This window comes from Paenibacillus sp. MAH-35, assembly GCF_058135425.1.
Genome location: NZ_JBYUPU010000016.1, coordinates 31630 through 58155, shown reverse-complemented (window position 1 = coordinate 58155; position 26526 = coordinate 31630). Strand labels below are relative to the sequence as shown.

The 26526-nt window shown below is 55.1% G+C and carries 20 protein-coding genes; 12 read left to right on the top strand and 8 right to left on the bottom strand.

Annotated elements, in window-relative coordinates; translation table 11 throughout:
• Positions 1–274: 274 nt before the first annotated feature.
• On the bottom strand, positions 275–2476 hold the full coding sequence (locus tag AC3Y2E_RS18215; protein WP_379212920.1) for a DNA topoisomerase III: 2202 nt from the start codon (positions 2474–2476) through the stop codon (positions 275–277).
• Positions 2477–2825: 349 nt separating this feature from the next.
• Positions 2826–3551 (bottom strand): YebC/PmpR family DNA-binding transcriptional regulator, encoded by a 726-nt coding sequence (locus tag AC3Y2E_RS18210; RefSeq protein WP_379212783.1) that lies wholly within the window; start codon positions 3549–3551, stop codon positions 2826–2828.
• A 182-nt stretch (positions 3552–3733) separates the two neighbouring features.
• Between AC3Y2E_RS18210 and AC3Y2E_RS18205 the strand changes: the two genes are divergently transcribed.
• The 4 genes from AC3Y2E_RS18205 (at position 3734) to AC3Y2E_RS18190 (ending at position 8201) form a co-directional block, all read left to right on the top strand.
• A complete protein-coding gene (locus AC3Y2E_RS18205; RefSeq protein WP_379212781.1) occupies positions 3734–5023 on the top strand; it encodes a nucleotide sugar dehydrogenase in 1290 nt (429 codons plus the stop codon).
• On the top strand, positions 5013–6731 hold the full coding sequence (locus AC3Y2E_RS18200; protein ID WP_379212779.1) for a CgeB family protein: 1719 nt from the start codon (positions 5013–5015) through the stop codon (positions 6729–6731). The genes AC3Y2E_RS18205 and AC3Y2E_RS18200 overlap by 11 nt, the downstream gene beginning before the upstream one ends.
• A gap of 37 nt (positions 6732–6768) precedes the next feature.
• Positions 6769–7848, top strand: coding sequence for a YheC/YheD family protein (locus AC3Y2E_RS18195; RefSeq protein WP_379212777.1), 1080 nt, complete (start codon positions 6769–6771; stop codon positions 7846–7848).
• An 80-nt stretch (positions 7849–7928) separates the two neighbouring features.
• On the top strand, positions 7929–8201 hold the full coding sequence (locus tag AC3Y2E_RS18190) for a hypothetical protein (protein WP_379212775.1): 273 nt from the start codon (positions 7929–7931) through the stop codon (positions 8199–8201).
• A 75-nt stretch (positions 8202–8276) separates the two neighbouring features.
• Here AC3Y2E_RS18190 and AC3Y2E_RS18185 read toward each other — a convergent pair whose 3' ends face one another.
• Positions 8277–8474 (bottom strand): cold-shock protein, encoded by a 198-nt coding sequence (locus tag AC3Y2E_RS18185; protein ID WP_317891210.1) that lies wholly within the window; start codon positions 8472–8474, stop codon positions 8277–8279.
• A gap of 93 nt (positions 8475–8567) precedes the next feature.
• Positions 8568–9275, bottom strand: coding sequence for a class I SAM-dependent methyltransferase (locus AC3Y2E_RS18180; protein ID WP_379212772.1), 708 nt, complete (start codon positions 9273–9275; stop codon positions 8568–8570).
• A 243-nt stretch (positions 9276–9518) separates the two neighbouring features.
• On the opposite strand from AC3Y2E_RS18180, the gene AC3Y2E_RS18175 reads away from it, so the two are divergent.
• Together AC3Y2E_RS18175 and AC3Y2E_RS18170 are read left to right on the top strand one after the other, a co-directional pair.
• The gene (locus tag AC3Y2E_RS18175; protein WP_379212770.1) at positions 9519–10181 is read left to right on the top strand and encodes a diguanylate cyclase; all 663 of its coding nucleotides are present in this window, start codon (positions 9519–9521) and stop codon (positions 10179–10181) included.
• A gap of 264 nt (positions 10182–10445) precedes the next feature.
• The gene (locus AC3Y2E_RS18170; protein ID WP_332070292.1) at positions 10446–10688 is read left to right on the top strand and encodes a hypothetical protein; all 243 of its coding nucleotides are present in this window, start codon (positions 10446–10448) and stop codon (positions 10686–10688) included.
• Positions 10689–10970: 282 nt separating this feature from the next.
• Here the strand turns inward: AC3Y2E_RS18170 and AC3Y2E_RS18165 are convergent, their stop codons facing one another.
• Positions 10971–12314 (bottom strand): hemolysin family protein, encoded by a 1344-nt coding sequence (locus AC3Y2E_RS18165; protein ID WP_379212767.1) that lies wholly within the window; start codon positions 12312–12314, stop codon positions 10971–10973.
• Positions 12315–12604: 290 nt separating this feature from the next.
• Here AC3Y2E_RS18165 and AC3Y2E_RS18160 point away from each other — a divergent pair, with 290 nt between their 5' ends.
• Both AC3Y2E_RS18160 and pepF read left to right on the top strand, forming a co-directional pair.
• Positions 12605–12784, top strand: a complete 180-nt coding sequence (locus tag AC3Y2E_RS18160; RefSeq protein WP_190928851.1) for a hypothetical protein — start codon at positions 12605–12607, stop codon at positions 12782–12784.
• Between the two features lie 333 nt (positions 12785–13117).
• Positions 13118–14908 carry an oligoendopeptidase F gene (gene pepF, locus AC3Y2E_RS18155; protein WP_379212918.1) on the top strand — a complete coding sequence of 597 codons (1791 nt, stop codon included), beginning with the start codon at positions 13118–13120 and terminating at the stop codon, positions 14906–14908.
• Between the two features lie 193 nt (positions 14909–15101).
• Here pepF and nagA read toward each other — a convergent pair whose 3' ends face one another.
• From nagA to AC3Y2E_RS18140, 3 genes are all read right to left on the bottom strand, one after another.
• The gene (nagA, locus tag AC3Y2E_RS18150) at positions 15102–16268 is read right to left on the bottom strand and encodes an N-acetylglucosamine-6-phosphate deacetylase (protein WP_379212764.1); all 1167 of its coding nucleotides are present in this window, start codon (positions 16266–16268) and stop codon (positions 15102–15104) included.
• 179 nt (positions 16269–16447) lie between these two features.
• Entirely contained in the window at positions 16448–17323 is an 876-nt protein-coding gene (locus tag AC3Y2E_RS18145) for an ABC transporter ATP-binding protein (protein ID WP_379212762.1), read from the bottom strand.
• A 1792-nt stretch (positions 17324–19115) separates the two neighbouring features.
• Positions 19116–20171, bottom strand: a complete 1056-nt coding sequence (locus AC3Y2E_RS18140; RefSeq protein WP_379212760.1) for an alpha/beta hydrolase family protein — start codon at positions 20169–20171, stop codon at positions 19116–19118.
• 318 nt (positions 20172–20489) lie between these two features.
• Between AC3Y2E_RS18140 and AC3Y2E_RS18135 the strand changes: the two genes are divergently transcribed.
• Genes AC3Y2E_RS18135 through AC3Y2E_RS18120 form a run of 4 tightly spaced genes read left to right on the top strand, consistent with a single transcriptional unit; the run spans position 20490 to position 26511 of the window.
• Entirely contained in the window at positions 20490–21611 is a 1122-nt protein-coding gene (locus tag AC3Y2E_RS18135) for an ABC transporter ATP-binding protein (protein ID WP_190928841.1), read from the top strand.
• Positions 21612–21633: 22 nt separating this feature from the next.
• A complete protein-coding gene (locus AC3Y2E_RS18130) occupies positions 21634–24639 on the top strand; it encodes an extracellular solute-binding protein (RefSeq protein ID WP_379212757.1) in 3006 nt (1001 codons plus the stop codon).
• Positions 24640–24688: 49 nt separating this feature from the next.
• Positions 24689–25597: a carbohydrate ABC transporter permease gene (locus tag AC3Y2E_RS18125; RefSeq protein WP_379212915.1), complete on the top strand. Its 909-nt coding sequence runs from the start codon at positions 24689–24691 to the stop codon at positions 25595–25597.
• The gene (locus AC3Y2E_RS18120) at positions 25597–26511 is read left to right on the top strand and encodes a carbohydrate ABC transporter permease (RefSeq protein ID WP_379212755.1); all 915 of its coding nucleotides are present in this window, start codon (positions 25597–25599) and stop codon (positions 26509–26511) included. The genes AC3Y2E_RS18125 and AC3Y2E_RS18120 overlap by 1 nt, the downstream gene beginning before the upstream one ends.
• Positions 26512–26526: the final 15 nt, after the last annotated feature.

The following is a 26526-nucleotide window of genomic DNA, read 5'->3' as shown; positions in this document are numbered from 1 at the left end:
GTTGTTGGGGGGCTGGGCTTCTTGGTTGCTGGGCTGCTCGTGCTCGGTGTTGGGGAGTTGTGTAAGAAAAAACTATACATGTCAATGCACAAAGAAAAAAAAGCCCGGAGCTCGCCTTCGCAAGGACGGTGGAGCTCCGGGCCTTTCTGTATCCGGCCCCCTGCCGGCGTAACGCCGCCGGGAGCTTGCTGCATCGCGCGCCGGGCGCTTTGCCGGAAGCGGCATGCTTGAAACAGCCGCTTGTCGCCGGTCCCGGCTCCCGCTTGCGCTTTCTTTACTCTTTGCCGTCCCGCTCGAGCGCCGCTTTCAAGGCGTCGCCGAGACTCGAGCCGAGCGTCACGTTGTCGCTGAACTGCTTGGCGAGCTGTGCCTGCTGCTTCCGCCCCGCCTTCCCGCCGGCGCCCGGGCCTGCGTCCAGCTTCTCGACCACGTTGCACGGCCGGCATTGAAAATATTTCCCGGCTTTGCCGTCGTGGAGCTCCATCCGCTTATGGCATTGCGGACAGCGTCTGCCGGACAAAGCCGGTTCCGCCGGTCGGCGGAAACCGCATTCCCGGCTCGGACAGACGAGCATTTTGCCGCGTTTGCCCTTCGTCTCCATCATTTTCTGCCCGCACTCCGGACACTTCGTATGCGTTAGATTGTGAGGCTTGTATTCCTTCTGGCTGGCCTTCACCTCGGCGACGAGCCGTACCGTCTTGCTGCGGATATCGGCGATAAACGCCTTCGGATCGCCCTTGCCTTGCGCAATCCGCTCCAGCTCCTGCTCCCATCTCGCCGTCAGCTCCGGAGTCCGCAGGTCGTCCGCGACCAGCTCGATCAGCTGCTTGCCTTTGCCGGTCGGAACGAGCCGGCTCTGCTGGCGCTCGATCGTATCCGTTCCGAGCAGCTTCTCGATAATATCGGCGCGCGTCGCCGGCGTACCGAGATTATGCTTCGCCATCCTCGCCAGCAGCGACGCTTCCGTATGTCTCGCCGGAGGCTTCGTCTCGAAGCTGCCGATGCGGCTGCCGCGCACGCTGAGCTTCTGGCCGTTCTGGAGCTCCGGAAGCGACTGGGAAGGCATATGCGCCGCTGCGGCGCGTCCAGCCCCAGCCCCCCGGCCGCCGTCGTCCGCCGGCTCCTCCTCGTCCTCGTCGTCGGCTTCCGCGGTGCTCCCGGCGGCAGCGCCGCCATATACTTCTTTCCAGCCCGCATCTTTTTGAACGTAACCTTTCGCATAGAAACGTTCCTCGCCTGCCCGAATAACGACACTCGTCTCGTCATAACGATTCGGAGCATAAAAGAGCGCAATAAACCGGCGTACGATCAGATCGTACAGCTTGCGCTCCTCCGGACTAAGCGCCCCTAGCTGCACGAACTGCTCCGTCGGGATGATCGCGTGGTGGTCGGTCACCTTGGAATCGTCGACGATCCGTTTCGTGATGGCGAGCGGCTTGCGCAGCAGCGGTCTGGCCAGCGCAGCGTAAGGGCCGGTGGCGACGCTTTCCAGACGGCTCTTGAACGTCGGCGCCATATCGGAGGTGAGGTAACGCGAATCCGTTCTCGGATACGTTACGAGCTTGTGCTGCTCGTACAGCCTCTGAAGCACGTTGGACGTCTGTTTCGCCGAAAAGCCGAGACGTTTGTTCGCGTCCCGCTGCAGCTCGGTCAAGTCGTAAGCGAGCGGCGGCAGCTCGGTGCGCTCCGTCTTGCGCAGCGTGTCCACGACCGCAGCCTTATCTTTCACGCGGCCGGCCAGCGCCTCCGCTTCCGCCTTCTCGTACAGGCGGCCGTCGTGCTTCTCGTCCTTGCGCCACAACGCGGTAAATCCGCCGCAATCCGCTGTGACCGTCCAGTAGGGAACGGGATGGAAGCCGTTAATCTCCCGCTCGCGGTCCATCAGCATCGCAAGCGTCGGCGTCTGCACCCGGCCGGCGGCGAGCTGGGCGTTATATTTGCTCGTCAGCGCCCGTGTCACGTTAAGGCCGATCAGCCAGTCCGCCTCCGCCCGGCAGACCGCCGATGCATAGAGCCGGTCGTAGTCGCGCCCCGCCTTCAGCTTGGCGAATCCTTCCCGGATCGCCATATCCGTCTGCGACGAGATCCACAGCCGTTTGAACGGCTTGCGCCAGTGAGCCAGCTCCATAATCCAGCGGGCGACCAGCTCGCCTTCCCGTCCGGCGTCGGTCGCGATGATCAGCTCCCCGATATCGGAACGCTTGCACAGCTGGGCAACCGCTTTGTATTGGTGCGACGTCTCGCGAATCACTTTCAAGTTCATCTTGTCCGGCAATATCGGCAAATCTTCCAAATTCCACGTCTTGTACGCCGGATTGTAGTCTTCCGGCTCCGCCAGCTCGACCAGATGGCCGAGCGCCCAAGTCACGACATACTTCGGACCCTCGTACCAGCTTTTCTGCTTGGCCCCGCAGCCCAGCACCCGGGCCAGCTCCTTCGCTACGCTCGGTTTCTCGGCAAGCACTAAAGATTTCATCATTCCGCAGCCCCTTTCAAAATAATCCCGCTTTGCGAACTTCCGCTCCACCCGGTTTCCCGCTCGGCTTTCCTGTACAAAAACAAAGGTCCCGGCTAGCGGGACCTTCAGCCATGTATTCAATCTGCGTTTGCCGGGGCAACTGTCTCCCCTTTAGAGGTTGTTCAGAAAGTCCGCTTTTGATCACGAAGCAGATCCGAAAGCCTACTCGACATCGAATATGGAATTCAGCCGGAACTTCCGGTGCTCACAAAAGCTGCCACTACGCTCCGCTCCTCATTTCCTAGCTTCATCCCATCTTCTCGGTGCTGAAAACCAGACTTTTTGAACACGCACCTATAGGAAAACCTTAGGCATCATCCGTTTCGAAGTTGGCGTACACGTCCTGCACGTCGTCGTTATCGTCGAAGCCTTCCATCATCTTCATCAGCTTGTCGGCATTGTCGCCTTCTACCTTGACGTAGTTTTGCGGCACCCAGCGCAAGGACGAGCTCTCAAAAGTATAACCCTGGCCCTCGAGAGCCGTCTTCACCGCCTCGAATTCGTGCGGGTGGGTCAAAATCTCGAAGCTGTCCTCGCTTGCGATCACGTCTTCGGCTCCGCATTCCAGCGCCTGCATCATCACTTCGTCCTCTTCAAGCTCCACATCTTCCCGGTCGATCATGAGGACGCCCTTCTCGTCGAACATATAAGAGACGCAGCCGGATTCGCCCATGTTGCCGCCCCGTTTGTTGAAGATGGAGCGAACGTCGGCAGCCGTGCGATTGCGGTTATCGGTCAAACATTTTACCATGATGGCGACTCCGCCCGGTCCGTAGCCTTCGTAGATTATCTCCTCGTACTCTACGCCGTCTCCGCCGCCGGTCGCTTTTTTGATCGCACGCTCGATATTGTCGTTGGGCATATTGATCTGGCGGGCGTTGGCGATCGCCGTCTTCAGCTTGAAGTTGCCGTCCGGGTTCGGTCCGCCCTTGCGGGCTTCCATATAGATTTCCCGGGCCAGCTTGACGAACATATTGTTTTTGGCCTGGTCCAGCTTCCCTTTTTTTGCTGCGAAATTTTTAAACTTTGGCATAGCTTGTACCGCTCCTCGTTCGTAGTATGGCCCTAATAGTTTACCATTTTCCCCTAAGGGCGGTCAAAGCGATTGTTCCGCACATTTACGCAGACAAGCGACAGCCGCCTGTACAGCAGCCGCAGCGCGCTCATACACTAAAACGAGCATTTCCGTCAAGCTGGGCAAGAGGAGGTTGCAGCATGCAAGTCAACGTTATCGGATTGGGATATATTGGCCTGCCTACCGCCGCCGTCCTTGCGGAGCACGGGATCGACGTACGCGGAGTGGACATCAATGCCGCCGTGATCGCCACCTTGAACCGCAGCGGCATTCCAATTAACGAGCCCGGCCTCCGGGACTCGGTCAGAACGCAAATGACGGAAGGCCGGCTTCGCTTCTCTGCCGTTCCGGATTACGCAGACGCCTATATCATTGCAGTTCAAACTCCGGTAGGGCCCGACCGCTCTCCGGATTTGAGCTATGTGCATGCTGCGGTCGATTCTATTATTCCTTATTTAAGAGAAGGCAATCTGGTTGTCGTCGAATCTACGATCCCTCCCGGTACGGTGAATCGTCATATCGTGCCGCAGTTGAAACAAACCGGACTGGATATCGGCCGGCAGCTCTTCGTCGCGTATTCGCCCGAACGCGTCTATCCGGGCAATGTGTGGAGCGAACTCGTAGGCAATGACCGCATTATCGGCGGCGTGAACGAAGAGTCGGCCCGCGAAGCGGCGAAGCTGTACGGCCGTTTTGTCAAAGGAAGCATTCATCTTACGGACAGTGCGACGGCAGAGATGGTTAAGCTGATGGAGAATACGTCCCGGGACGTCAATATCGCCTTCGCCAACGAAATGGCCCGCATCTCCGAGTCGGCCGGGATCAACGTATGGGAAGCGATCCGGCTGGCCAATACGCATCCCCGGGTGCGCATCCTCCAGCCGGGACCCGGCGTAGGCGGGCACTGTATTGCCGTCGACCCGTGGTTTATCGTGGATAGCGCTCACGGTGACGCCCCTCTGACGCTGCTTGCCAGAACGATCAACGATCACACGCCAGCCCGGATCGTCCGGATGATCGAATCGCTCGTCGCCGGAATCGATACCCCGGTGCTGACGCTTCTCGGCCTCGCCTACAAAGGAAACAGCGATGATACGCGCGGCAGCCCGTCCGTCGCTATCCTTCAAGCCCTTTTATCCAAAGGTTATGCCGTCAACGTGTTTGATCCTTACACGGGAAACGCTTATGGCAATAAAAGCAGCGTCTACGAAGCGGCGGAGCGCTCGGACTGCCTGATCCTCCTGACGGATCATGCCGTGTTCCGGGAACTGGATTACACCCGGATCGCCGCCGGCATGAACACCCGCCAGTTTCTCGATACGAGGAATGCGCTCGACCCGGCCGATCTGGAGATTCACGGATTTGCTTGTTACCGGATCGGTACACCCGGGATCAACCGTACAAGGAGCCGTGAAGCCGATGACCATTAACGGCCTTGCACCCGCCGTTCTCAACAGCGTCAAAGCGCAAATCCAGACGTTTCCTCCGGCTCCGCCGCTGCACAATGGCAGGCCGGATCTGGTGGTCGCCTCCATTCTCGATACGTTCAGCTTTGAATGCTTCAAGTATGAATGCACGTTAATCCCGCTGCATGTGTCCAAATGGCGCAGGCAGCTGCATAAGGTGCGGCCGCATTTTCTGCTTGTCGAATCGGCATGGAAGGACAGGCGCTGGGGACTCTACGGCTTGAACCCGTCGAGAGCCGGCTGCGAGATTGCCAAGCTTGTCGCCTATTGCCGGCAGGCTGGCATCCCGACCGTGTTTTGGAACAAGGAAGACCCTCCCAACTATGATCATTTTCTAGGTACGGCCAAGTTGTTCGATCATATCTTTACGACGGATGCAAGCTGTATTCCCTTGTATCAGAGAGATGCCGGTCATTCTCGCGTATACAGTCTGCCCTTCGCCGCCCAGCCCGCCCTGCACAATCCGGTCGGATCGAACTACACGAGGAAGCGGAACGTTGCGTTCGCAGGCACCTATTACCACAATCCGCTTTATCCCGACCGCATTCCGGATACGCAGCTGCTGCTGCTTCCGGCGATCCCGTACGGCCTTCATATCTATGACAGACCGGACCGGGCGGCGCGGGACCGTTTCCCGGATGTGTACCGTCCCCACATCGTCGGCCAGCTCAGTTACGCGGAGATGGTAAAAGCTTACCGGCTGTACAAGGTATTCCTGAACGTAAATTCCGTTAAACACAGCCCCACGATGTTCTCCCGAAGAGTGTACGAGCTCCTGGCTTCCGGCGCGAATGTCATCACCAGCTACTCCCGGGGAATCGCCGGCATGTTTCCCGATCTCGTCCCGATCGCGTATACGAAGGAGCAAACGTCGCGGATTTTGCACCAGTTGCTGACCAACAAGCTTTGCTCGGAGAAGCTGAGCGTCCTCGGTGTGAGGGAAGTGTATTCCCGGCATCTATACAAACACCGGTTTCATGACATTTTATCCAGGATTGGCATTCGGGGGGCTGTGGAGGAGCCCGGCGTGGCGGTGGTCGCCTTCGTTTCCTCGCCGGAATCGCTGGAGCGGGTGCTCGACCAGTTCCAGAAGCAGCGCTGGGGCAGGAAGGAGCTGATGCTGCTGACGCATCGCCCGAATATGGTCATGGCGCCTGCGTTCGCGAAGGCCGGGACGAACGTAAGGATGTTCATCCGCCCCGAGGGGGAGTCGCCTGTCCAGATGCTGCAAGCCATCTCCGCCTACAGCCCGATGCCATATGTATCCTATTTTCACGAAGACCACTACTACGCTCCTTATTATTTGACGGATCTGATGCACGCTTTTCAATACACGGGAGCCGATTTGGCTGGCAAAAGCGCCTACTATGCCTATTCTCCGCGACAGGCGGCGCTTTATTTGTGCAACGAGCATAACCAGAACCGTTACGTTCCCACCCTGAACGAATCGGCATGGGTAATGAAGAAGGAAGCGCTGACCCGGATTGCGTTCGCGTCGCCGCTGGCGGGACTTACGTTTGCCGGCCTGCTGGAGCGCTGCATCCGAAGCGGAATGAAGCTGTACTCCGCCGATAAATTCAATTTCGTGATGCACACCGATACACCCCAGCCCGTCTACTCGCTGGAAACCGCCGCAGCCGCACTCGATTATAAAGGCACGGCGACCGTATGACGCCGGGCTAACACGATGGGAAAGAAGGGACTCGACTATGGGACACCCCCTGATCGGCATCTGCGTATCCAAGCACAGGAGATTCGTCCATCCGTTCGTGAAAAAGCGGCTTCAGTCGTACACGGGTCCATCCGACGTCACCTGGATCATGTTCGATCACGATTCGGTCCGTCTCGCGGAACGTACCGTAACCGGCCACCGCTGGCTGCCTCAGCGCCGTTCCTTCCATCCCCGGAAGGAAACGTTCCGGATTCCGGACGCGGTCTATATGCAGTGTATGGCGGGTCCGAAACGGATGAACGAGCTCGTACAAGCGACCGGCAATAAAGTGTTCAACTCTCATATGTTCGACAAGTGGGAAGGCTGGCAACTGCTGGCCGCAGACAGCGCGATCCGCCCTTATTTGCCGGATACCCAGCGGCTTGCCGGCGAAGCGGATTTCGAATCGTTTCTGCTCCGGCACCGCGATCTGTTCCTCAAACCGATCGACGCCGCGAACGGCCACAGCAGTCTCGGGATCGTAAGAGCCGCGCATCAGGAGGACGGGAGCATTCAGGCTTCCTATGTAAGGGGTCTGGATATGGTGTTTGAGACGTACAGGAGCAGCGGCGATTTTTACAGCCGGTATCGGGCGATTTTGAACAAGCGGCCTTACTTGCTGCAACAGTCGATTCAGACCGAGCAATGGATGGGCGGAGCGACGGACTTTCGGCTTCATCTGATCAAGAACGGATCAGGCCGCTGGGAAGTCTCTTATTTCGTGTTTCGGATCGCCCCCAATCCAAGCCATGTCATTCCTTTGAAAACGAGAATCTTAACGATGAGCCAGTGGAAGAGTATGTACCCTCAAGGAGCCGAACGGATCGACCGGCTGGATAAGGAAGCTGCCGAGATCGGATTCGGCATAGGCCGGACTTTGGACCTGACGGCCCATCATTTCGCGGATATCAGTGTGGATCTGGGGATGGAGAGCAGCGGCCGTTTGTTTGTCTTCGAAGTAAACCCTCTGCCTACACCGCTGATGAACAGGCTGGAGCCGGACCGGGGCGATTCGCTGACCATGCCGCTCGATTACGCGCGTTATCTGGTCTTTCATCGGGGAGGTCAAAACAACTAGTAACAATCATACAATTCAGTAAATAAAAGGAACGTTCTGCTGCTAGATTCATATACTAAGATCAGAAAGGAGGAGATAACATGGGAGCATCCGATTTTGGTCTTGTTACGATTACTCTGGCATCTATCGTTCAAACGATCCCGCCCCTTCCGCCGGTTTTGATCCCAGTAGGAGTTAACCTGCAAACGAATGTACCTTATCCGTATGTAGGAGGCAACATGACAATCGATCTCTTGCCTATCCTCGGAGTCGATCAGGATATTGTCGTTCCTGTTCCAGGGGTCACCGCAGAAACCGTAGTAATTACACCGGTTTTATCTGTGAACCTCGTAATTACTGTTACTGAAGCTTAAGAAATAGTTTTACGAACAAGGCCGCCCCGATGCGTTCGAGGCGGCCTTTTCTTGGACTTGCCTGTAGGCAGAGGACTACAGCTTGTTAACGTTGGACGCCTGCGGGCCGCGTTCGCCGGTTACTTTATCGAACTCAACCTCCTGGCCTTCGTCCAACGATTTGAATCCGTCCCCCTGAATCGCCGAGTAGTGTACGAATACGTCCTCCCCGTCGTCAGAACGGATGAATCCGTACCCTTTCTCCGCGTTAAACCATTTTACAGTACCTTTCAATGCCATTACCTCCAGTTTGCTTTTGAGACGTCCGTTTGATGCGGCGCAACGCCTATTATATGCAGAGGAGGGAACTTTTATGCAGGCTTGCCGTCACGTTTTGGTTATACATAACATTTCCGACGAACCGGGGATAAAAGGAAGTCCGGAAGTCCGCAGCTCACAGGATGCGCCCCGCGATTCCAGAAACGCGATCAGAGCAGGCAGCCCCGGATACCGCTCCCAGCGAAGCGACAGCAGCGGATAGACGCGCACCTCGCCGCCACGCCTGCATACCCGCAGCAGCTCTTCCAGCGCCGCCCGGTGAAACGTATCGTCGAACTGATCTCCATATAGAAATAAAAAGTGGCTGCACAATACAAGGGCAAAACGGTCATCGGCAAACGACAGCGACGGCAGCTTGTCGGGCACATACCGCTCGCGGGCGCCCACTAATGAATAATCGCTCAGAAACCTGTCCAGCGACTCCAGCCGTCCGGCCTTGTGGGATTGCGGATTGCCGTAATAGCTCCAGTCGAACTTGCCCGCCAATCCGGCCAGCTTCAGCGTAGACGATTCGATCTCGGCCGCCCCTTCTTCGCCGATCTGCTCCGGTGACATCGCATAACGCGGGTCCGCGCATACGACATCTACCCCCATGGAACGCACTTCCGCTGCAAACGACGACGCTCCGGCCGCCACGTCCAGTACCGGTCCGCTCTTCAGCAGCTCCACATTCAGCCCGAACATGCGCTCATATTCTGCGTAGCCCCTGCATGTCATAGCTACCCCAACTTGCTCGTAATGCTGCTCTTGCTTCATCTTCTCCACTCTCCTCGGCTATTCTCGGCTATTGATTCCATACTCCGCTCGGCTCGTGCTTCTGCCCGGCCTCGCCGGGTATTGGTATCGATTATAAAGAAGGCAAATGTAAAAAACAAGAAATTTTTTTGGATAATTGTCTCTTCTCGCCTCTATCTATTATTTTCCAAAGAGACTATTGAATTTTACGAGAATATATATAATAATTTGTAATATAATGACCCAATACATAGGAGTGATGTCGTGACGAAATACTTGGATTCCCTTACCGGACTGCTGAATCACAAAGCGATGGAGAAACACGTTCAGGAGAAAATCGGGCAGGATGAGCAGGTCGCCCTCGCGATGATCGACGTCGATCACTTTCTGGAAGTCAACCAGACTCTGGGGAGCGAGGCGGGCGATCAAGTGTTAAGGCACCTGGCCGCCGTCCTTAAGGAAGAGCCGGGTGCGGAAGCTTACCGCGTGTCCGGCGACGAGTTCGCTCTCGTCCTCGAAGGGGCGACGTTGGAGCAGGCTTTCCTGCAGATGGAACGGTTTCGCGCCAAGATCGAAGCATCTGCAGACGTCTTTCAACTGCCGCAGGAACACCGGATTACGGTCACGGTCGGCGTAGCCCAATACCCGCGGGACGGCAAAACCGAATCCGCCCTGCGCCGGGCGGCAAACGCCGCACTCGTGTCCGCCAAAGAAATCGGGCGCAATCAGGTCGCGCTTCCGCCGAATGAAGAGATGGTGATGAAATCGTGTTATTACCCTTCCACAAACGTCAGACGGTTGAAGTCGCTGGCCGAGCAGTTGAATAAAAAAGAATCCGCCCTGCTGCGCGAAGCGCTCGACGATCTGCTGCGCAAATACGACCGGAGCGAAGTCGCCCGCAAATCGAAACATCCCGGCCATTCATAATTAATAATCAGCAACCCGGCGAGGGGGCCGAGATTCGATGATCAAGAAGCGGTATCGGGACGGGTCTTCTAGGGATTTTGGGTCTTAGCTCTTTCCCCGGACCGGTTTCCGCCGGATTAATTTCCAACGGTGCCAGCGTATGATACAATCTTATGAAGGGCGGACTGCAAGCCGGGGCGAATCCGGACGCCGGCGGATTCGGCGCATTCTGCCAGGGCGGCTGCCATCCACCCGGCATGTGATACGAATAAAGGAGAATGCTGGATGTCTAAAGGAATTAAGAAAGTAACGATTTATAAACAAGATAAATGGAACATGCTGAACGTCGAAGTACACGGCACGCGTATCGTGGTCCGGGTCATCTCCGATCAGTGGGGCGAAGACAATTTTGAGTTTTTAAGCCGTCCGGCGCTGATGCATTGGGCGGAGGAACGTTTTTCCGCTGAACGGTTCCAAGGTACGGAGGAAGAACGGCTGCAAATTCTCGAGGCGTTCAAAGACGTGTAAGCGTCCCCGCTTGGTGGAGGCGTACATTACATTAACAAGCTTCTAAACAAAACCTTTGCCGCGGTGCACACCTCCGCAAGAGGCGGCTATTGTTGGTGCAGAAGCTCGCAGTTCGCGTTTTCGAAGCATCGCTTTGAAGCTTTATGACTTTAGCAACTTTATACTCTCTGTACCTGCCTAAAGAGAGAACCGTCCGGTATAAGTGAAGAGTCCGGACGGTTCTTTGACGTGCAAACTCCTATACCACCCCTATCGCCCCTACCCTAAACCGCAGTCCCCGCTTTAAGAAACCTCCTGCCGCAGCGGCATCTTGTAATGCTCGGGTACGCGGACGGTCAGCCGTGAGATTCGCATATGGTCGACCTCCTCGACGATGAACTCGAGGCCGTCCCGGTCCACCCGCTGGCTTTTGCAGGGAGGAATCTCCACTTGGGAGTAGATCCAGCCGCCGATCGTATCGTAATTGTCCGTTTCGATGCCGGTGCCGAAGTACTGATTGACATCGTCGATCAGCAGCAGACCGTCGATCGAATACGTCAAAGCGGCCTTTTCCTCGATACGCGGCCGCTCCTCGTCGAATTCGTTCCGGATCTCGCCTACGATTTCCTCCATGATGTCCTCGACGGTGACCAGACCCGAAGTGCCTCCGTATTCGTCGATCAGCAGCGCCATCTCGGTCCGGTTTTTCTGCAGCAGCCGCAGCAGCGTGCTGATCGGCATCGACTCCGGCACATTCATCAGCGGACGGATAATGGTCATGATATTGTCCAGCGAATCGTTATGCTTCAACAGCTCTTTAATGTGCACGAACCCGATAATGTTGTCTTTGTCGATCTCCGCCACAGGGTAACGGGTATGCATCTCGTTTATCGCGATTTTTTTGTTCTCCTCGTAGGACAGATTGGTGTACAAACAGACCATCTCGGTTCGCGGAATCATAATTTCCCGCGCATTTGTATCGGAAAACTCAAAAATATGTTCAACAAGCGTCAGCTCGGTATTGTCGATCAGCCCGTTTTTATGACTTTCCTTGACCAGAATGCGAATTTCTTCTTCCGAATGGACCGAATCGTTCCCCCGCTCCGGCTGAATGCCGGATATTTGCAGCAGCCGGTCGGACAGACCGTTCAGCAGCCCCATAATCGGGAGCATCAGCTTGTAGAACGCCAGCATCGGATACGCGGACCACAGCGTCGTCCGTTCCGGCTTATGGATCGCAACCGTCTTCGGCACCTGCACCCCGATCGTTATATGCAGGGCGGCAATCAGCATGAAAGCGGTTAAAAAACCGATTACTTGAACGGCCGCTCCGGACAAAGGGAGAGTGGACAGAGGACGTTCCAGCAGCTTTGCGAGTGCCGGCCCTCCGATCCAGCCCAGTCCGAGCGAGGTTAATGTAATCCCAAACTGACAGACGGATAAATACAAGTTCAGATCGCCCAAAATTGCTTGAGCGAATTTGGCTCGCCGCCTTCCTTCCTGCACCAGGCTTTCAATCCGGGTGCCGCGTATTTTGACCATCGCAAATTGTGCCGCGACAAAAAAACCGTTCAGCATCACCAAAGCCACAATTAGCGCCATACTCCAGCCTATCGGTAACGGGCCGCTTTCCAATCGGTTTCCCATCCTCTCCGCCGGGAAGGTGTTCAGACTTCCCCGCGTTTATTCGAGTCCATTGCTCATCTTTATTCGCGGCTGCTTGGAACATATGCCGGATTTATGAAGCGAATGACCGGCTGCGTTGTGTCCGGCGCTAAAAAACGTCGCAAACCGGTTGTTTGCTAACCGTTCCGGACGGGACATGCATTCGTCAAATCGCCGTTAATCCGGAAAGGAATTCGGCTCCCTGGTATAGAATAAGTAACAGGAAGCGGCTTCCAAACCGCACCATCTTGACGAGTAAACGAGGTGACCTCATGAATGACACCGGATCGGTCGTATTGTTTACGATTCTCGCTTTTTCATTGGCGCTTATTCTGATTATGAAAAAAGAATCGATCCCGCCCCAAATGCGGCGTTTGCTTGCGCTGGTCGCCGTCGTGCTCGTAAGCTGCTCGTTTTTTATCATCGTGTTTAGTCTTCTTGGCGCGGGATGACCGGCTTGCGTGCCCTTTCATAAAAGCACGGCCGTTCGGCCATACTAGGGGAGTTTGCTGTAGCGCTTTCGAAGCAAGCTTTGCTAACGCAAAGCTCAGCAGCGCTTTCGAAGTAAATCTTTGCTCCGCAAAGATTAGTAGCGCTTTCGAAGCAAGCTTTGCTAACGCAAAGCTCAGTAGCGCTTTCGAAGTTATCTTTGCTCCGCAAAGATTTCAGGAGGTCCCATGAAACTAGTACCGGTCATCGCAACCGTCTGCCTGGCAGCCATCGCAGCCGCACCCGTCTACGCCGTTCAAGATGCCAAACCTTCGAAAACCGATAGGAGGGTACCCATGAGTCAAGTGATCAAACGTTCCGAAGTTCCCGCCGAGCACCGCTGGAAGCTCGAAGATTTGTTCGAAAGCCAGAAAGTCTGGGACCAAGAATACGACGAAGTGAAAAAGCTGGCCAAAGATATCGGCAAATTCGAGGGCAAGCTCGACAACGCGAAGTCGATTAAAGAATGCTTCGAGCTGGAGGACAAAATTTCCCTTCATACCGAGCGGCTATACGTATATGCCAACATGCGCCATCATGAGGATATGGCCGACCCGACCTATCAGGCGTTATCCGAGAAAACGAAACGGCTGAGCGTCGAAGTAAACGAAGCCATGTCGTATATCACTCCGGAAATATTAAGCCTGCCGGACGACAAGCTGAGCTCGCTCGTCAGCGCCTCGGAGCTGGCCCCGTACAAAAAGACGATGGAAGATATGCTTCGCCAAAAGCCTCATATTTTATCCAAAGCGGAGGAAGCTCTGCTCGCCCAAGTCGGCAATATGTCCCAAGCGCCCAGCACGATTTTCGGCATGATCAACAATGCGGACATGAAATTCCCGAAAGTGAAAAACGAAGACGGAGAAGAAGTCGAGCTGACCCACGGCCGGTACATTCAGTTTCTGGAGAGCCGCAACCGCGAAGTCCGCAAAAACGCCTTCCAGACGATGTACGCCACATACGGCAAAATGCGCAATACGCTCGCCTCGACTCTCAGCGCCAACGTCACCAAAAACTTGTTTTATTCCAAAGCAAGAAAATACCCGTCGGCACTGGAAGCGTCCCTCTACGGCGATAAAATTCCGGTGGACGTGTATAACAACCTGATCGCCGCCGTTCACGAAAGCTTGCCGCTGCTGCACCGGTACATGGATCTTCGCAAAAAGCTGCTCAAAGTTGACGACCTGCACATGTACGACTTGTTCGCTCCGCTCGTCGACGAGTACAAACTGGACATTACATACGAAGAAGCGAAAAAAACCGTCTTGGAAAGTATCAAACCGCTCGGCGAAAACTACCGGAACATTCTCGAGGAAGGCTTCAACGGAGGCTGGATTGACGTATACGAGAACGAGGGCAAGCGAAGCGGAGCTTACAGCTGGGGCGCATACGGCACGCATCCTTACGTGCTGCTGAACCACAAGGACAATCTGAACAGCATGTTCACGCTGACGCACGAGATGGGCCATGCGATCCACTCGTACTTGTCGGATACGAATCAGGAATACCGCGACGCCCAGTATACGATCTTCCTAGCCGAGGTCGCATCCACGCTTAACGAAGCGCTGCTGATGGATTATATGCTGAACAAGTCGACCGATCCGAAGGAAAAAATGTACCTGCTTACGTATTACGCCGACCAGTTCCGGACGACCGTGTTCCGTCAGACGATGTTCGCCGAATTCGAGAAGATCATTCACGAAAAAGCGGAGAATGGCGAAGCGCTGACACATCAGGACCTTAGCAAAATTTATTACGACCTGAACGTGCTGTATCATGGCAAGGCGATGGCGGTCGACCAGGATATCGAGATGGAGTGGGCCCGTATCCCCCATTTCTACAACAGCTTCTATGTATTCAAATATGCGACGGGTTTCTCGGCCGCAACCAGCTTTGCCAAACAAATTCTCGACGAAGGCGAACCGGCCGTCGAACGTTATCTCGGCTTCCTGAAAAGCGGCGGCAGCGACTATTCGATCGAAATCTTGAAACGCGCCGGCGTTGACATGTCTTCGCCGGAGCCGATCCGTCAGGCGATGAGCGTGTTCGAAAGCCTGATTGAGCAGATGGAGCAGCTGACCAAGTAACGGCTGGTCCAGCGCTCATAGGGATAACCCCCGCCGCGCAAGGCCGCTTGGCAGCCTGCACGGACCGCAAATGCGAAAAAACCTCCAGCCCGTTTATGGGTTTCGGAGGTTTTTTCGTATGTGGGCCAAACCTGCGAAACCTGGTACGCACCGGTTCCTTTGCTGCCTGCTTCGCACCTTGGATAGCCCGTGCTTACGCCTCGTCAAGTCCTGCATGGTACACTTCGCCGCCCCGCACATAGGTGGAGATCAGCTCCAGCTCCTGGGTGAGGAGAAGGAAGTCGGCGTGTTTGCCCGGACTCAGCGATCCTTTTACTTTGTCGAGCCGCACTTGGCGTGCCGGCACGGAGGTCATCGAAGGCAGCAGCTTTTCGAGCGGATATCCGGTGAACTTGATCGCATTTTTGAGCGCTTGCAGCATCGTGAGGGAGCTCCCGGCCAGCGTAGATCCGTCCTTCAGCATCACTTCTCCCGCCCTTACGACGACGCTGCCGTACGCTCCGTCCGGCAATCCCGCCGGGCTGACCGCATCGGTGATCATGCATACATTCCCCGGTCCCTTCATCTCGAACAGCAGCTTCACGACAGCAGGATGAACGTGGATGCCGTCGCAGATCAGCTCCGTCGTCAGCTTGTCCATCAGCAGCCCGGCCCCGGCCAGTCCCGGTTCCCGGTGATGCATCGGGCTCATGCCGTTGAAGTGATGTGTCGTATGGCTCACCCCTAGGCTGACCGCTTCCTTCATCAAGGCGAACGTCGCATCTGAATGGCCCGCCGATACGGTTACGCCGCGCTCCGCGAACTGTGTGACGGCTTGCAGGCCGCCCTCGATCTCGGGGGCGAGCGTAACCAGACGAAGGTGTCCGCCGGAAACGTCCAGCAGCTCATCGATTTCACTTCCGGAGGGAAGCTTCAGAAACGCTTCACTTTGCGCGCCGCGCCGCTTGACGTCCAGATAAGGGCCCTCCAGATGGATGCCCGCCAGTTCGGCCCCGGCTGTAAGCCCGACATGGGAGGCGGCATTGTGCAGCGCCTGCCTGATCGTCTCCATATCGGCCGTCGAGGTCGTCGCCAGAAAAGCGGTCGTCCCGTGCCGGGCATGATAGCGGCTCATTCCGTCCAGCGCTTCGCGCGTCCCCTCCATCATCCCGAACCCGTTACCGCCGTGCACGTGAACATCGATAAAACCCGGAACGAGCAGCGCTCCCCGACAATCGCAAACGCGCGCATGCGCAGGGATCGGCAGCAGCTCGTCCCCCAGCGCCCGTATCGTCCCGCTCTCTGTTACAATCATACGGCCGTTCTCGATCACACGATGCTCCGTATACAGAGTAGCGTTGATCCAAATCGTTTCTCCCACTCCCGTTCCTCCCTCTTGGCATGCAGTATACCGTCGCCGGATCGAAAAGAAGTAGAGGGAACTTCTCCCTCTACTTCTGCTTCGGCCCTTTCCGCGTATACGCGAAGCGGCCGGTTTCAACCTGCTGCTGCTTGTATGATAGCACGGGAGAGGGGGGCAAGTATACGTTTATATCGCGGCTATACCGCTGCGGACCCGGCTGCGGCCGGCTGTCTTTCCTCGGCTTTGACACCGCCATAAGGGACGACAGCCGGTTCTTCCTCCGATTTGTCGCCTTCCAGGCCGTAAGGCAGGCAGAGCGGCGAGCCGGTCCGCGGATCGGGAATGACGTCCGCTTCGATCCCGAACACCTCTCGAAGCATCTCTTTATGAACGACCTCGGTCGGCGAGCCTTCATAGAGCACATTGCCGTGCTTGATGGCCACGACGTGATGGGCATAACGCGTAGCGTGATTCAGGTCGTGCACGACCATGATGATCGTCCGGCCTTCTTCTTTGTTAAGCCGCTCCAGCAGCTTCAATACTTCCAGCTGGTGAGCCATATCGAGGAACGTGGTCGGTTCGTCCAGGAACAAAATATCCGTACCTTGCGCCAGTGCCATCGCGATCCAGGCGCGCTGCCGCTGCCCGCCCGACATCTGGTCGATCGGACGGTCCGAGAATTCCGTCATTCCGGTTACTTGCAGCGCCCATGCCACCATTTCCTTGTCTTCTTTGCTGAGCGAGCCGAAGCCTTTCTGATGCGGGAAACGCCCGAACGATACAAGCTCGCTAACCGTCAGGCCTTCCGGCGCCACCGGGTTTTGCGGAAGAATGGCGAGCTGCTTGGCGACTTCCTTCGTCTGCATCTGATGGATCGACTTGCCATCCAGAAAGACGCCGCCCTTCTGCGGCTTCATAATGCGCGCCATCGTTTTCAGGATCGTGGATTTCCCCGAACCGTTCGCTCCGACGAGCGCCGTTACTTTACCGGCCGGAATCGATAGATTCAGTTGATCGACAATCACTTTCTCACCGTATGCAATATGAAGCCTCTCGGCAAATAAACGAGACATGACGTCCACTCCTTATCGGAATATAGGATTGTTTGGGTTCATAGTTATGAGTTAAATTGATCGTTGATAACGTTTCTCATTATTTCCTCTCATAAATGATAATGGTTATCATTGTCATTGTCAATGCCGGATATTCGTCCGGAACAGAAAATACTCACGTTTTCGTCGAGAAAGCGAAGCAAAATAGGGCATTTACTGCCGATTTCCATCTTGTAACAGTTGGTCGTGACCCTCGGATGAAGCCTGCACTTCAGAAAAGCGTTTTGCGAACAATCGGCGAATACGCCCCGCCGCCTTTTGTGATAATAAAAAGGAACGAATAGTTCCACTTACGGGTATGTGGTTGACCACCGTCATGTGACGCCGGGCACCGCACGCTGGGAGCTTCGCACGGTACGGAAAGGATGTGCGCTGTCGATGCCAGCGGTCTGGACGAAATCATGCCGGTGATGAGATGTCAGAGTAACACCTTTCCGGCGTGTAAAAAAGAAAGGATCGTCCGTAAAGCCCCCCGGACGGTTCTTTGGTCTTCGACTCCATACGACAGCTCGTCGGGAGGGGTGCTGCTCCAACTAACGTTAAAGTCGTGTTGTCTTCATGCGGTGGTATGGCTAACGAACCCAGCAGTCGTTATCAGAGCCGAATGGGGAGGTTTGAATTTGTAACGAACTCATGTATCGTTATTCCCGCAAATCGGATCGTTTTTTTCCACTTTCGGTTCGATAACGATGTCCCGATTCGTTAAGACTGGAATAACCTCGTTTTTCAGCCATAAGCACGATACGATTCGTTAGTCATCGAACCTGAGTATACGTTCTCTAACGCCAAGTAAGGGAACCCCCTCTCTTCACTTTAGCACGGTAAAGAATTTAAACTTTCTGGCAGATCAAGGATAAACGCCTGCCAGGGTCTTTTGACGCTGGCGTTTACCGAGATTTAGAGCCACTCCAACGATATACTTTCGGCGATAAATTAAAAAAAAGACCGCCCCGCAGGGGAGCAGTCCTTCCTTGAGAACGGAATATGGGTATCGCGATACCGTCAGCGGCGGCGTCTCCGCTTCGCAGCTGGGCTTTTATCCGTATACGATGAAACTGGTGCACCCCTGACTGTTAAGGATGCCTATAGAATTTGCGGTACTAAATTCTAATGAGGGTGGACTTTCCATAAAGTAGAAAATCGATTGGAAACACGATCTGAGAGACTACTGGCGACGGAAAATCTCCAAGCTTACAATCCTTTTTCAAAAAACAGGGTTTCTCAACAACAAACAGGATTCCTCAACAGCCGATGCTGGCTCTTTGCTCGTACCGCCCGGTTTATGGGTTATGTCCCTTGTGCCCGTTGTGTCTGTTGGTGTCCGTTGTGCCCGTTGTGTCCGTTGTGTCCGTTGTGTCCGTTGTGTCCGTTGTGTCCGTTGTGTCCGTTGTGTCCCTTGTGTCCCTTGTGCCCGTTGTGTCTGTTGTGTCCGTTGTGCCCGTTGTGTCCGTTGTGTCCGTTGTGTCCGTTGTGTCCGTTGTGTCCGTTGTGTCTGTTGTGTCTGTTGTGTCTGTTGTGTCTGTTGTGTCTGTTGTGTCTGTTGTGTCTGTTGTGTCTGTTGTGTCTGTTACGTCCGCTATGTCCATTATGTCGGTCACGGCTGTTATTTCCGTTTATCCGTTCATCTATCCGTTTGTCCGTTCATCCGTTCATCAGTTTATCCATTTATCCATTTGTCCATTATGTCCATTATGTTTGCCCGTTATATCCGTTTTTACCGTTGCGCGCCCGTGTCCGGGACAGCCCTCCGCTTTCAGGAAGCTGCGGCTGCAGTTCCCGAAACCGTCTCGCCGCCGGCCGTGATCGTATACGTGCACCCCGTCTCGCACGACAGTTCGAACTTGCCGGCGGCGAGGTCGTACTCCAGTACCGCCACCTTATCGAGCGAATCGAGCACGACGGAGAATCGGCGCGTGAACAAGTATCCGCCGACCGTCAGTCTGCCGCGCTCCGGAAGTTCAACCGGCCGGCGATGACGGGCGCGGTTCAACTCGCTTTCGTTCCGGACTTTGTCCAGCATCTCGCCGGTCGCGTTGCCCCAATGATCCCGGGTGCCTACTCCGGGCAGCTCGTAATACGTGATCAGATCGTCCTTGCCGATCTCGGCGGCCTTCGCGGCATACAGGCGCGAGTGATCCGCCGGCACACGGATATCCGTCTCCCCGTGCGCCAGATAGACCGGGCTCGTCAGATTGCCGATCAGATCCAGCCCGCTGCGGGAACGAAACGCCATCGGATTGTCCTTCGGCGCGCAGCCGATCCAGACGTCCATCTCGTCGCGGAATTCGCCGATCTCGTCGTTATCGTACCAGAGCGCATAATCGGATATGCCGCACAAGGCGGTGACGGCGGCGAAATAGTCCGGGAATTTGCAGGCGATCGCCATCGCATTGCCGCCCCCTCCGCTTCCGGACTCGAAATAAACGATATCCGGATCGAGGATATACTCGGCGTAATGCTCCCGCGCATACTGAATGGCGTCGATTACATCGTACAGCTCCCAGCCGTTGCAATCAGGCGCCCCTTCCGAGTGCGCCCTGCCTCGCATATCGACATCCACCCTCAAATAATGGTTGCCCTGCTGCGGCTCCTCCATTGGCTTGAAGGCGGGGATGCTCATATGCCAGCCATGCGTGCCTGCGAGAATATAAGACGGCTTCTCCGGTTTTACGATGCGTGCCGCCAGCATCACCCCCGGCGTTCGTGACGATTCGTAGTAAATAAAGTCGCAATATGGCGAGGTTTCATTTTGCTTGGCCTGTTTTCTTTTTTCCAGTCTGACGCTGTCCTCGTATTGTTCGTAAGGCATCGGAACTCCTCCTATAGTAATCGTTTTCTCAATCATACAACGACTTGCCCGGACATGCATCAGGCGCTCTTAATCTTCATATAAAATTTACTTGCTTCAAATAGGAATAAGAAGGAACGGGACTGCCGTATTATTCATAATATCTTTAAATTCACGCGAAATTCACATGAAACCGGTATGTTCCGGGTCTAACATCCGGTTTCCTCGCGAATCATGTCGTTTTCTTCACACCAATTTCACAGCCCTATTCTTATAATGGAAGTTATAACGATTTGCAAACGCTTTCTGTTAATTCACTATCAAGGGGGTATTCGGCATATGTCGCGGATCTTGTTCAACCACGTCTACAAGCATTACGGCAAAGACAAGTTGCCCGTAGTCAAAGATTTCAATCTGGAAATCGAAGACAAGGAATTCGTCGTGTTCGTCGGCCCGTCGGGCTGCGGCAAATCTACTACGCTCCGCATGATCGCGGGCCTGGAGGACATCAGCAAGGGCGAGATTTACATTAACAACGTGCTGGTTAACGATCTTCCTCCGAAAGACCGGGACATCGCGATGGTGTTCCAGAACTACGCCCTGTACCCGAACATGTCGGTGTACGAAAATATCGCTTTCGGCTTGCGTCTCCGCAAAATGCCGAAGCATGAGATCGACATCGCCGTCAAACGCGCGGCCCGCGTTCTCGAGATCGAGCAGTATCTGGAACGCAAGCCGAAGCAGCTGTCCGGCGGTCAGCGCCAGCGGGTCGCACTCGGCCGCGCGATCGTACGGAACCCCGAAGTGTTTCTTATGGACGAGCCCTTGTCGAACCTTGACGCCAAGCTGCGCGTACAGATGCGCGCCGAGCTGATCCGGCTGCACAAGCAGCTTGAAGTTACGACGATTTACGTTACGCATGACCAGACGGAAGCGATGACGATGGCCAACCGGATCGTCGTTATGAAGGACGGCATCATCCAGCAGGTCGACACGCCGGAGGAAGTGTACAACAATCCGAGCAATACGTTCGTCGCCAGCTTTATCGGTTCGCCTCCGATGAACTTCATCGATGGAAGACTGGAGGAACACGGAGGCAAGCTGGAATTCCACACAAGCCGCTTCGCCCTCGAAATTCCGCTGGGCAAAGCCAAGGAGCTGACCGCCAAGCGGCTGGTCAACAAAGTCGTCACCCTGGGCGTTCGCCCGGAGAACATCAGCGTCGATCAGATCGTATTCGATGCGTTCCCCAACGCCGTCGTTAACGGCATTCACAAGTTCAACGAGCTGATGGGAGCCGACCGCTTCCTTCATCTGGATATCGGCGGGCCGAACATGCTTGTCGTACGTACGAGTCCGCGCAACTTTTACAATGACGAGATGAAAGTATCGGTAGCTTTCGATATGCACAAAGCGCTGTTCTTCGATCGGGATAGCGGAGTGCGGCTTACCGAATCGTAATTCAAGGAAGGAGGATCTACCCTTGCAACGTACCCGTACCAAAAATAAGCGGGCGGTCGTAGCCGTCGTCCTCGCGGTGTCTGTCCTTCTCGGTCCAACTTTCGTCGGTCCTTCGCCTTTGCAGTCGGCCTTCGCCGATACGGCCGCAACGAAGACCCAGAACGCGGCGACAACCGCCAAGGCTGCCGACTTAACCACGTCGAGCATGTACGGCAAATTCGAGCCCTATTTCGCTCAGACGCTGGCCGATTGGACAACGAAAGGCTACGCACCCGGAACCGGCTCTTACAAGATCAACGGCGCAGACATTTCCAACCAGTCGGAGTTTAAGCAGGCGCAGAGCGGATCGTATCAAGGAAGAGACAACGTGCTGCTCTGGAAGAGCGAACGCGACAACTGGGTCGAATACCGGGTTCGCGTCGATAAAGCCGGACTGTATCAGATGAATCTGCAATATTATCCGTACGATCCGAACAATACCAGCTCGTTGAACCGGAGACCGGTACAGCTGGCCGTCACCGTCGATGGACAGTTCCCGTACCGCGAAGCCAGAGCGATCGTCTTCCGCAGATTGTTCAAGGACGAACTTCCCGCCAAGGTGGATTTCAAGAACGACGACATCCGGCCAAGGTCCGTATCCATCAACCAATGGCTTGACGAGCCGTTCCGGGATTCCATTAACTCGTACAGCGAACCGTTGAAGTTTTACCTGTCGGCAGGCGAGCATACGATCCGGCTGGCAGGCAGCGAACCGATCGCGATCGGCTCGATCGGGATTACCCCTCCGCAGCAATTCGTCGATTACAAGCAATACGCCGCGCAACTGCCGGCAACTCAAGCTTCTTCCGGCAATATCGTGAATTTCCAGGCGGAAGAAATGGGTACCAAAAACGACGTCGCTATTCAAATGGTCGTTAATAAGGACCCGCTTTCCGTTCCTCTGTCCCAAGGGAATGAAAGATTTAATACCGTCGGGGGCACCCGCTGGCAAACCGGCGGCCAGACCGTCTCCTGGACGTTCGAAGCGCCCGAAAGCGGACGTTACAAAATCGCCATGCGCGCCCTGCAAAATACGCTGACAAACATGGCCGCTTACCGGACGATTATGATAGACGGCAAAATCCCGTTCCGCGAGCTGCTGGAATACAAATTCCCGTACGTGAACAAATGGAAAGGGGTAACGCTTTCCGACGAAGCGGGCAATCCGTTCGAGTTTTATTTTGAGAAAGGCAAGCACACCATTACGATGATCGCAACGTCGTCGCCTTTCCAAACCGTTATCATTCAATCCGAAGAAACGACCAACCTGCTTCGCGAAGTGACAGCGGAACTTAAAGCGTTGACAGGCGCCGTCGTAGACGTAAACCGGACATGGAAAATCGAGGAAGAATTCCCCGAATTGCCGGAGAAGCTGAGAGCGGTGCGCGAGCGGCTGGTCATTATGGCCGACGAGCAGCTGAAAGCGAACGGCAAGCCGGACAACGTGTATCAGACGATTCAGAGCGTACAGCGGGACCTGGACAGCTACTTGCGCTATCCGAACGAGATCCCGTACCATATGGATTCGATCGCAAGCCTCCAGGAAAAAATCGGCGGACTTCGTGAAACGCTCATTAAGTCGCCGCTCCAGCTCGATCAATTTTATATCGTACCGGTCGGAACGGCTATGCCGAAGATGGAAGCGAACTTTTTCGAGAAATCGAAAGCGACCATCGTCAACTTCTTCTTATCCTTCATTAAGAAAGAAGACATTACCGACATCGATCCGGATGCGCTTAACGTATGGGTAGCCCGCGGACGCGACTTCGTCAACCTGCTGCAGGAGCTGAGCGACGAGCTGTACACCCCGCAGACCGGTGTACGCGTCAAGGTCAACCTGCTTGCCGACGAAAATCTGCTGATCTACGCAAACGCCGCAGGCATCACTCCCGACCTTGTGCTCGGGCAGCCTCAAGACAAATCGATCGACTTCGCGATGCGGGGAGCGCTGCAGGATTTGAGCGAATTCCCGGATTTCGAGAAGGTCAAGAGCGAGTTTGCACCCGGTGCGCTTATGCCTTTCTTCTATAACAAAGGGTACTACGCTCTGCCGGAAACCCAGCAATTTAAAGTCATGTTCTACCGGAAAGACATTATGGAGCAGCTCGGCCTGAAAATTCCGGATACGTGGGACGAAGTGTACGAGATGCTGCCGACGCTGCAGCAAAGCGGCTACAATTTCTACGTCCCGACAGGCGATTTCATTACGTTCATCTATCAGAACAGCGCCGACTTCTTCACCAAGGACGGCATGCAAACGGCACTGAGCACGCCGGAAGCGTTCAAAGGCTTCAAGCAATGGACCGATCTGTTCAACATTTACGATCTGGAGAAGAGCGTTCCGAACTTCTATCAGCATTTCCGTAAAGGCTATATGCCGATCGGGGTGGCCGACTATACGACTTACATCCAGCTGGCCGTAGCAGCTCCCGAGCTGACCGGATGGTGGGGAATCGCTCCGCTGCCGGGCATCAAGCAGCCGGACGGCACGGTGGCGCGCTGGTCCTCCGGCGGTCAAACGACGGCGTTTATGTACAAAAACTCGCAAAGAAAAGATGCGGCTTGGGAATATATGAAATGGCTGCTTTCGGCCGATACGCAAGAGCGATACGGCATGGATCTCGAGTCGTTCAACGGCATCACCTTCCGCTGGGCGACCGCTAATGTCGAAGCGTTCACAAGACTTCCATGGTCGAGAGAAGACCGCAACGTCATCCTTGAGCAGTGGAGATGGTATAAGGAAATGGCGAACCCGCCAGGCGCTTACTTCGTGGCGCGGGAGCTGAACAACGCTTGGAACCGGACGGTCGTCGACGGAATGAACTACCGCGAATCGCTGGAGGAAGCCGTCGTCAATATCGACCGTGAGATGATCCGGAAGGAACAGGAGTTCGGCTTCGTCTCGCCTGACGGTACTGTGCTGCATACGCTGGACCTGCCTCAAGTAACCAAACCGTGGGAAGGGGTTGACCGATTTGTTAACAAGTAAAACCGGTGTTTCGGTGCCCCTGAACAACAAACCGGCATTCGGCACACGGATGAAAAACTATATGAAGCTGATCTGGTCGTACCGGTTGTCTTATCTGTTTATCGCACCGTTCGTCATTTGCTTTACGCTGTTTATTTTAATTCCGATCATCGTGGCGATCCTGCTGAGCTTTACGTATTTCAACGGTCTGCAGCCGCCGCGGTTCGTCGGCTGGCAGAACTTCCTGTATTTGCTGTCGCAAGACTTGATCTTCCTGAAGCACGCGCTGCCGAACACGATCAAGTTCGCGATTCTCGTCGGGCCGGGAGGCTACATCGCCTCCTTTATCCTCGCCTGGCTAATCTCGCAGCTGCCGAGCTTCTCGCGGACCGTGTACGCGCTGATCATTTACAGCCCTTCGCTCGTCGCTGGTCCAGCGCTGGCCGCCGTATGGCTCCCGCTGCTGAACGGCGACCGGATCGGCTACTTGAACAGTATCCTTCTCCAGCTGGGCCTGATCGACAAACCGGTCCTCTGGGTAACCGACGTTAAATATTTGATGGGTTCCATGGTCGTCGTTACGTTATGGGCCAGTATGGGGATCGGTTTCCTGGCCCAGCTTGCGGGTATTCTGAACGTCAACAAAGAGCTGTACGAAGCCGGACGTATCGATGGCATCAAGAGCAGGCTGCAGGAAATCTGGTATATTACGATTCCGTCCATGAAGCCGCAAATGTTGTTCAGCGCCGTAATGGCGATCGTCGGTACGTTTAAGGCCGGGGAAATCGGAGCGACGTTGTCCGGTACCATCCCGACGCCGCAATATGCGGGGCACGTTCTGATGAGCCATATTCAGGACTACGGCGATATCCGCTTCGAGCTGGGTTACGCGTCGGCGATCTCGGTATTCCTGCTGATCATGATGTACCTGGCGAACAAGCTCAGTCATAGGCTATTTGGAAGTCGAGGTGATGAGTAATGGCTGCTAGCGCCACCAACCCGGTAAAGCGTCTCTGGACATCGATGCGGCTCAAAAGAAAAAACAAGCTGAATCGGATCGACGGCTTTCAAAAAGTGCTGATTGCCATCTTAACACTGCTTGCGATTTTTATGCTCATCCCGCTGGTGTTTATATTCGCGCATTCCTTGAAGCCGTTTCATGAGCTGTTTATTTTTCCCCCACGTATCTATGTGGAGGAGCCGACTTTGCAAAACTTTATTGAATTGTTCACCCTGTCAAGCAACTCGGTCGTTCCGGTTACCCGGTATTTGTTCAACAGTATTATAGCGACTGCACTGACCGTTATCGGTGTCGTGATCGTCAGCGCCTTGTGCGCTTACCCGCTGTCCAAGCACAAGTTTCCCGGGAGTAACTTCTTGTTCGCGACGATCATTCTGACACTGATGTTCGCGAGCGAGACCGTAGGGATTCCGCGTTACCTCGTCGTATCGAAACTGGGCATCATGAACAACTATTTGGGCCATCTGCTTCCTTATTTGGCAGCCCCGGTCAGCGTGTTCCTGATGAAGCAGTTCGTCGATCAGGTGCCGAACGAACTGCTGGAGGCGGCCAAGATGGACGGCGCCCGCGAATGGACCGTGTTTTATAAGATCGTCATTCCGATGATTATGCCGGCTGTCGCTACGGTTTCAATCCTGACGTTCCAAGGCGCTTGGAGCAACATCGAACCGTCCCGCTTGTTCATGCAGGACGAAGCGATGAAGACGTTCCCGTTTTTCCTCCAGACGATTCTCGGCGGAGCGGCGAACGCAGTAGCAAGACAAGGCGCGGCAGCGGCGGCTACACTCGTCCTCTTCCTGCCTAACCTGCTGTTCTTCTTGTTCTACCAGCGGAAAGTCATCGCCACGATGGCACATTCCGGCATTAAATAAGGACTAGACTGATTC